Genomic DNA, 7,269 nt, shown 5'->3' with positions numbered 1-7,269 from the left:
TGGTGGGTTTTATCGCATGTGAAGCAATAAGTTTTTTTAGCCCAGTATTTTGCAGTGCGCAATCAATTTCCTGTGAATGAAGAAAGGTTTTCAGCCTCCTGCTGACTTGATCCTTTTTTTATTTGAAATCCAATTGTATCGGCTGGCGCGATGTCCGGTACAAGTCGCAGCTGCATCAATTCATCGCGCCGAAATACGTGCAACACATGAGTTTGTGCGGCACTCGGTGTGGCAAATAGCCGCTCCAGTAGCGTCGTATTGGCACGCAAACCGTCAATTGCAACAATGACGTCACCTGCGGCCAGCCCGGCACGGCAGGCGGCTTGTTCATAAAATACATGGCTTACTTTAATCCCGGCCGCGTCGGTGCTGTAGCGACATCCCCAGCTCAAGGCCGGCCTGCTTAAGGATTCCTGCCAGCCGCCTTTATCATTCGAGCCTGTAGCAGGGCGCTCTTGCATTTCAATGCCGATATGATCCAGCAAGTCCGATAGCGGTAGCGGTTCAGTGCTGCGCAATGCCCGGTCAAAAAAGTCTTGCAGATCAAGCCCGCTGACCTCGGCGGCCAATGCCTCCCATTCTTGCTCGCCAACACCGCGTCCGTGCTGGTCAAAGTCCCGACCATAACGCAGCCACAGAGCCTGCATGACGTGATCGAGTGATTTCCGGTTTTGCGTCTGCTGGCGGATATGCAAGTCCAGGCACAGGGCAACCAGTGCCCCTTTGGTGTAATAGCTGACCAGCTCATTAGGGCTGTTTTCGTCCGGGCGATAATACTTTACCCAGGTATCCATACTGGAGTTTTCTAATGTTTGGCGTTGATGGCCATACCCCCTATAAACTGCAGTGGCAGTCTGCGCGAGTAATTGCAGATAGGTATCCAAGTCAATCAGGCCAGAGCGCAGCAGGCACAAGTCATCGTAATACGAGGTAATGCCTTCAAAAGCCCAAAGCAGGGTGGTGTAATTTTCCTGTTGCAGATCGTAGGGGGCAAAAGTGGCGGGTTTGATGCGTTTGACATTCCAGCTATGAAAGTATTCGTGGCTGCACAAACCCAGAAATTGCCGGTAGGCAGGCGTAATGCTTTCGTCACCGGCTTGGGGCAGATCGCTGCGATTGCAAATCAGTGCTGTACTGTTTCGATGCTCCAGCCCGCCATACCCATCGCCCACCGCCATGGTCATAAACAGATAGCGATCAAACGGCGCGGGCTCGCCAAACAGGTGAATTTGGTATTCGCAGATGGCTTTTAAATCACGGCTCAGGCGAGCCAGATCAGCCTGATGCCGGCCTGAAATGACCATCCGATGCGGCACGCCACACGCCTCAAATTCGACTGAAGCAAAATCACTCACTTCGACCGGGCAGTCAATCAGTTCGTCATAATTGCACGCAACATAATTACCAAAGCCCGCCTCATCAATCGATTCTGCTTTGAGGCCGGTGGCGACCTGCCAGTTTGAACCTGCGGCGAAATCCTGTGCATTGAGCTCAATATGGCAAGGGAGGTGCTCTTGCCCTTTTACCTGCAAAAAGACGCTGGTGCCATTAAAAAAGGCCCGGGTCTGATCTAGATAAGCGCCTCGAACAGATAAATCAAAGGCATACACCTCATAGCTCACCGTCAGCGGGCCTGGGCAGGGCGCCGCTTGCCAAGTGGATTTATCGCGTTTTTCCAGCGTCACAGCTTGCCCTGCACAGCTGGCGCTGATGTGCACCAGATTGCGGGCAAACTCACGAATCAGGTAACTGCCCGGTATCCAGCACGGCAGTTGCAGAATCTGCCCAGCCGGGTCGGGCTGGGTGATGGTTAATTGAACGGTAAAACGGTGCGATGCGAGATCGAGAGGTTTGATACTGTAGTGAATGCGCATTGAGATCGTCAGAGAAGGTTGATTATTTTTTAGCCGCCAGACCAATCTGGTTGCGGCCTGCTGCTTTGGCCTGATAGAGCGCCTGGTCTGCCGCATCGATCAGCTCTTGGGCGCTCATGCCTTCTTCCAGCTGGGCGACGCCTGCGCTAAATGTGGCGACAAAATGGCCATCCGTATTGGCTTGTGCCAGCTCGGCAAACTTGGCGCGTAGCTCGTCGGTTCTTTGAGCCGCACGGATCTGGGTATGGTCTGACCAGATCAGCGCAAACTCTTCGCCACCGTAGCGGCCGACCACATCGGCGTTGGGCATCGATTGCTTCAGAAAACGCGAGAGGCTTTTGATGACGCGATCACCGACACTGTGGCCGTAGCGATCATTGATCTGCTTGAAGTGATCAATATCGATCATGGCGTACGAAAGCTGGCGTGATTCTTTATGCGCCCGGGCGACTTCACGGCTTAGGGCTTCAATCAGGTTGGTGTGATTGAGCAAACCAGTCAGGCTATCCCGGGTCATCCAGCGTCTAAGTGTGCGATAGCGCTCGGCGGTAATGCTGACTGCCGCAATCAGCTCATCCGCTTCCATGTTTTTCACCAGAAAATCGTCTCCGCCCATGCTGCGAGCCATCAGCTGGCGACCTCGGTGTGTTTCTGTGGACAGAAAAACAATCGGCACCGAGTCAAACTGCGGCCGCTGGCGAATCAGTTTGGCAATTTCATCGCCTTGGCACTCGGGCATATAAACATCCAGCAGCAGAATATCCGGGTGAAACTCCTCCAGCCATTCAATGATTTTGAGCGGATCGGCCAGATGTTTAACAATCATGCCCGCGCCGCTCAGTGTTGAGCTGGCCCATTTGGCAACCGTGTCCGAGTCATCCACCAGCAGCACCTTGTACGGCAGAATATGTTCCAGCTCTTCAAGGTGATCGAGCCGGTCGATCAGCGTCTGCAGATGAATCGGGTAACTGATGAAGTCGGTTACGCCTGTGCGCAAAAAAGCGAGCTGCTCGGCCAGATTAATGCCCAGATTGGCCAGAAATATCGGCCCTTTGAACAGCTTTTTCAGTAGGGGCAAACATTGCTCGGCGCTGCTGTCGCTCATCCCGTTTTCGTCAAGCACCACAATGGAGGGCTTTTCTGTATACAGCGCAGCCAGCAGGGCGCTATTGCGCTCGAATACCATAAATTCAAACCCGAAAAACTGTAGCTGTCGCCCCAGTTCAGCAAAGGTCTGCGCATTGGGTGCGACAAAATAAATCAGTCTTTTGGTATAGATAGGCATGCGAGCTCTCTAACTCTAGGTCAGGAATGGTCCAGCGTCGTTAATAGACGGCGCCATTTTTTGGTTGGCCGACCTTTGATCTGCGGATGATCAAAACTCGGTTGCAGCGCTTTGGCAAATGCGTCGCGTTGCCGTTTTTCGACGCTGCGGGCTGTTTCGGTATAACGGGTTTTGGCCAGTTCTGCTGCACAGCGTTGTTCGGCCAGCTGCATGACTTCGACTTCAAACTCGCCGTGTGGGGCGCGAATCAGCAGGCAATCGCCCAATTTGAGTTGTCTGGCTGGTTTTGCCCGCTCGCCATTCAGGTTAACATGTCCAGCTTCGATGGCCGAGCTGGCGATAGAGCGGGTTTTGAAGAAGCGGGCTGCCCACAGCCATTTATCCAGACGCATTTTTTCTGCACAATCAAATAATTTCAACGCATTGCCATCTTACTATACACACTTGCCTGATTGCACATGGACAAAGCAACCTTATATCAACTCAAACAATTGCAAAAACGGCTTAAAGAGCAAACACGTGCAATCAGCAAAGCCCCGGTCAAGCCGCCATTAAGTGATGAGCAATTGTTTCTTAAGGCCATGCAGGGTGTGAAGCCAATCAATCGGGCTAGCCAATTTGAGCATCCCCAAATTCCTGCAAGCCCTTGGCCCAAGTTGCAAACGCCCCAGCTGGCTTTGCCGCATGAAGATGTCAGTGATTTCTGGCCCTGGGATGAGCTGGGTGCGACTGAGCAGTTGCTCTTTGCCAAGCCCGGTTTGCGTCTGGATGCGCTGAGAAAGCTCAAGCGTGGGCAATATGGCATTGAGGCTGAGCTGGATTTGCATGGCGAGAGTACCGAGAGTGCCCGCCAGAAGGTGATTGTTTTTCTGGATCGCTGCATGCAAAGGCAGCAGCGCTGCGTACGCATTATCCATGGTAAGGGGTTAAGTTCACGTGACGGGCAGCCAGTACTCAAACTCAAGCTGAAAAACTGGCTGGTACAGCGAGCCGAGGTGCTGGCTTTTGCGCAAGCCAAGCCCGCACAAGGCGCTGATGGCGCTGTATTGGTCTTATTAAAATCAGGACGATCAAAATGAAATTGCAATCCATACCCATTAATTACCGCCACTGGATGCTTGTCATCTGGTTGCTGGCCTTATTGATCGGCTCTTTACTGCCTCTCTCTGGCTCGCCTAGCATCCAGCATGGCGACAAAATCCAGCATTTCATCGGCTACGCCGTCCTAGCGATTCTCATTTTCCGAGTTCGTACCCGCGTTGGCCTGGCTTTTGCTCTGGCGACGACATTTGGTGTGCTGATTGAATTTGCCCAAGGTCTAACACCTTGGCGAAGCTTTGATCCAGCCGATATGCTGGCCAATGCGCTGGGCGCTTTGCTGGGGCTCTCGGTGTGGTACTGGTGTTCAAGAAGGAAAATTGATTGACATTCTTGCCGCTGAGGGCCGGTGTCAATATTTACCTATGTCAGGGTAATCAATTCGATGTCTTCCGGCTGGTCAGAGGAATAGAATATGAGTAACAAATCAGGGCTGTAGTTGATCCCACGTTGGCGGTATCCAAATGTAGGCAGCTTTGATCGACAACAAACTGAAAAAACTGACCTGAATCAAGTTTGTTTGGGTGTAAGTTGCTACGATAGTTTGATGTCATTATTAGTATCGGCCGATACCGTATCGTCCGGGCAATGGTAAAACACGCCAAAAGCTGTTTTGGCCCATGATGTCTAGCCGACATCGCCACAAGGAGATTCCCATGAACGCCCCAATCGACAAATCTTTGGATCAATCACAACTGGACGCCTGGCGTGATTTTGCCGCAGGTGACTGGCAAACCAAGGTCGAAGTACGTGATTTCATTCAGGCGAACTACACCCCGTATCTCGGTGATGATAGCTTCCTTGCGGGCCCGACCGAGCGAACAACTCAATTGTGGAGCGAATTGTCGGCCTTGCTCAAAGAAGAGCGCAAGCGCGGGGTGCTGGAAGTCTCTGCCCAGTTTGGCTCAACGATCACTGCGCATGATGCGGGCTATATCAACAAAAATCTTGAAACCATCGTTGGCCTGCAAACCGATGCGCCGCTACGTCGCGCAATTATGCCCAATGGCGGTTTACGCATGGTGCAGAACGGCTTGGCTGCCTATCACTTCGAAATGAACCCGCAAATCGAAGAGATTTACACCAAGTACCGCAAAGATCATAACAATGCCGTATTTGACGCCTATACGCCGGAAATCATGGCGTGTCGCAGCTCGGGTGTGATTACCGGCCTGCCAGATTCTTACGGCCGAGGCCGGATTATCGGTGACTACCGCCGTGTCGCTCTGTACGGCGTTGATTTCCTGATTGCGGATAAGAAACGCGAAAAAGTAGAGCTGGACGATGTGCCATTTACCGAATCAGTAATTCGTCTTCGCGAAGAGCTGGCCGAGCAGATCAAAGCGTTGAATGAATTGAAAATCATGGCCAAGAAATATGGCTTTGATATCAGCCGCCCAGCCGCCACGGCACAGGAAGCCGTGCAATGGCTGTACTTCGGCTACCTTGCCGCCGTGAAAGAGCAAAACGGCGCAGCAATGTCGATTGGCCGTATCTCCACATTCCTGGATATTTATTTTGAGCGCGACATTAAAGAAGGCCGTATCGACGAAGCGCAAGCGCAGGAGTACATCGACCATCTGGTGATGAAACTGCGTATTGTCCGCTTCCTGCGTACGCCCGAATACGATGATCTGTTCTCGGGTGATCCAACCTGGGTAACCGAGTCGATTGGCGGCACCGGTGAAGATGGCCGCACTCTGGTGACCAAATCGAGCTTCCGTGTACTCAATACGCTGTATAACCTGGGCCCAGCGCCAGAGCCTAATCTGACTGTATTGTGGTCAACGTCATTCCCGCAAGGCTTTAAAGAATTCTGCGCAAAAGTGTCGATCGACACTTCTGCGATCCAGTACGAAAACGACGATTTGATGCGCCCGAAATGGGGCGATGATTACGCGATTGCGTGTTGCGTATCGGCGATGCGTGTGGGCAAACAAATGCAGTTCTTTGGCGCGCGGGTGAACTTAGCCAAAGCGATGTTGTACGCGATTAATGGCGGTGTGGACGAGAAAACCGGCAAAGTGGTCGCCAAAGGCTTTGAGCCGATCAAAGGCGATGTACTTGAGTACGACGAATTGATGGCCAAATACGACAAAATGCTTGATTGGCTGGCCAAAACCTACGTGACTGCGCTTAATTCAATTCACTACATGCACGATAAATACGCGTACGAACGTATCGAGATGGCTCTGCACGATCGTGACATCTTGCGCACGATGGCTTGCGGTATCGCTGGCTTGTCGGTGGCTGCGGATTCATTGTCAGCGGTTAAACACGCCAAAGTGCATATCAAACGCAATGAATCAGGCCTTGCCGTGGATTATGTGATTGAAGGCGAATATCCGGCTTACGGCAATAACGATGACCGTGCCGATGACATCGCGGTATGGCTGTCAACGGCGTTTATGGAAAAAATCAAAGCGCAGCCCGTGTTCTACCGTGATTCAATGCCAACTCAGTCGGTGTTGACGATTACTTCCAACGTGGTTTACGGCAAAAAAACCGGTAATACGCCAGACGGCCGTCGTTCAGGCGCACCATTCTCACCGGGCGCGAACCCGATGAATGGCCGTGACACCAATGGTTTTGTCGCCGCAGGTTTCTCGGTATCGAAGATTCCATACGAATCAGCACTTGATGGCGTGTCCTGGACTGCGTCAATGACGCCAGACGCCTTGGGTCACAACGCCGCAGATCGCGTAAAAACACTGGCTGCTTCGATTGATGGCTTGTTTGGCCCGCACGGCGAAGAATGCTCGATGTGTGAAAGCGCCGACAAAGTGGATCAAAAATTGGCTGAGCTGGAAACGTTGGAAGATGGGCCAGACCAATTATTCCATTTGAATATGAATGTACTGAATAAAGACACCTTGATGGATGCGATGGAACATCCGGAAAACTATCCGCAATTGACGATTCGTGTTTCAGGCTATGCGGTGAATTTTGTGAAATTGACCCGCGAGCAGCAGCTGGACGTGATCAATCGCACCTTCCATGCCAAGTGTTAAT

Annotated in this window: 6 protein-coding genes; 3 read left to right on the top strand and 3 right to left on the bottom strand. The window is 52.0% G+C overall.

Annotation, left to right across the window (positions count from 1 at the left end; genetic code table 11):
- Positions 1 to 62: 62 nt before the first annotated feature.
- Genes ABHF33_RS16885 through ABHF33_RS16875 form a run of 3 tightly spaced genes read right to left on the bottom strand, consistent with a single transcriptional unit; the run spans position 63 to position 3,551 of the window.
- Complete coding sequence (locus ABHF33_RS16885) at positions 63 to 1,874, bottom strand: M61 family metallopeptidase (RefSeq protein WP_348945040.1); 1,812 nt, start codon at positions 1,872 to 1,874, stop codon at positions 63 to 65.
- Between the two features lie 22 nt (positions 1,875 to 1,896).
- On the bottom strand, positions 1,897 to 3,159 hold the full coding sequence (locus ABHF33_RS16880; protein ID WP_157670930.1) for a GGDEF domain-containing protein: 1,263 nt from the start codon (positions 3,157 to 3,159) through the stop codon (positions 1,897 to 1,899).
- 20 nt (positions 3,160 to 3,179) lie between these two features.
- Positions 3,180 to 3,551 carry an RNA-binding S4 domain-containing protein gene (locus ABHF33_RS16875; RefSeq protein ID WP_348945039.1) on the bottom strand — a complete coding sequence of 124 codons (372 nt, stop codon included), beginning with the start codon at positions 3,549 to 3,551 and terminating at the stop codon, positions 3,180 to 3,182.
- A 66-nt stretch (positions 3,552 to 3,617) separates the two neighbouring features.
- On the opposite strand from ABHF33_RS16875, the gene ABHF33_RS16870 reads away from it, so the two are divergent.
- From ABHF33_RS16870 to pflB, 3 genes are all read left to right on the top strand, one after another.
- Positions 3,618 to 4,238 carry a Smr/MutS family protein gene (locus ABHF33_RS16870; RefSeq protein ID WP_348945038.1) on the top strand — a complete coding sequence of 207 codons (621 nt, stop codon included), beginning with the start codon at positions 3,618 to 3,620 and terminating at the stop codon, positions 4,236 to 4,238.
- The gene (locus tag ABHF33_RS16865; RefSeq protein WP_348945037.1) at positions 4,235 to 4,585 is read left to right on the top strand and encodes a VanZ family protein; all 351 of its coding nucleotides are present in this window, start codon (positions 4,235 to 4,237) and stop codon (positions 4,583 to 4,585) included. The genes ABHF33_RS16870 and ABHF33_RS16865 overlap by 4 nt, the downstream gene beginning before the upstream one ends.
- A gap of 328 nt (positions 4,586 to 4,913) precedes the next feature.
- A complete protein-coding gene (pflB, locus tag ABHF33_RS16860) occupies positions 4,914 to 7,268 on the top strand; it encodes a formate C-acetyltransferase (RefSeq protein ID WP_348945036.1) in 2,355 nt (784 codons plus the stop codon).
- The last annotated feature ends 1 nt before the right edge of the window (position 7,269 follow it).

It is taken from the genome of Chitinibacter sp. FCG-7 (assembly GCF_040047665.1).
In the GTDB taxonomy this organism is placed as follows: domain Bacteria; phylum Pseudomonadota; class Gammaproteobacteria; order Burkholderiales; family Chitinibacteraceae; genus Chitinibacter; species Chitinibacter mangrovi.
The sequence above is the reverse complement of the archived record's forward strand: the minus strand, read 5'-3'. Positions and strand labels throughout refer to the sequence as shown.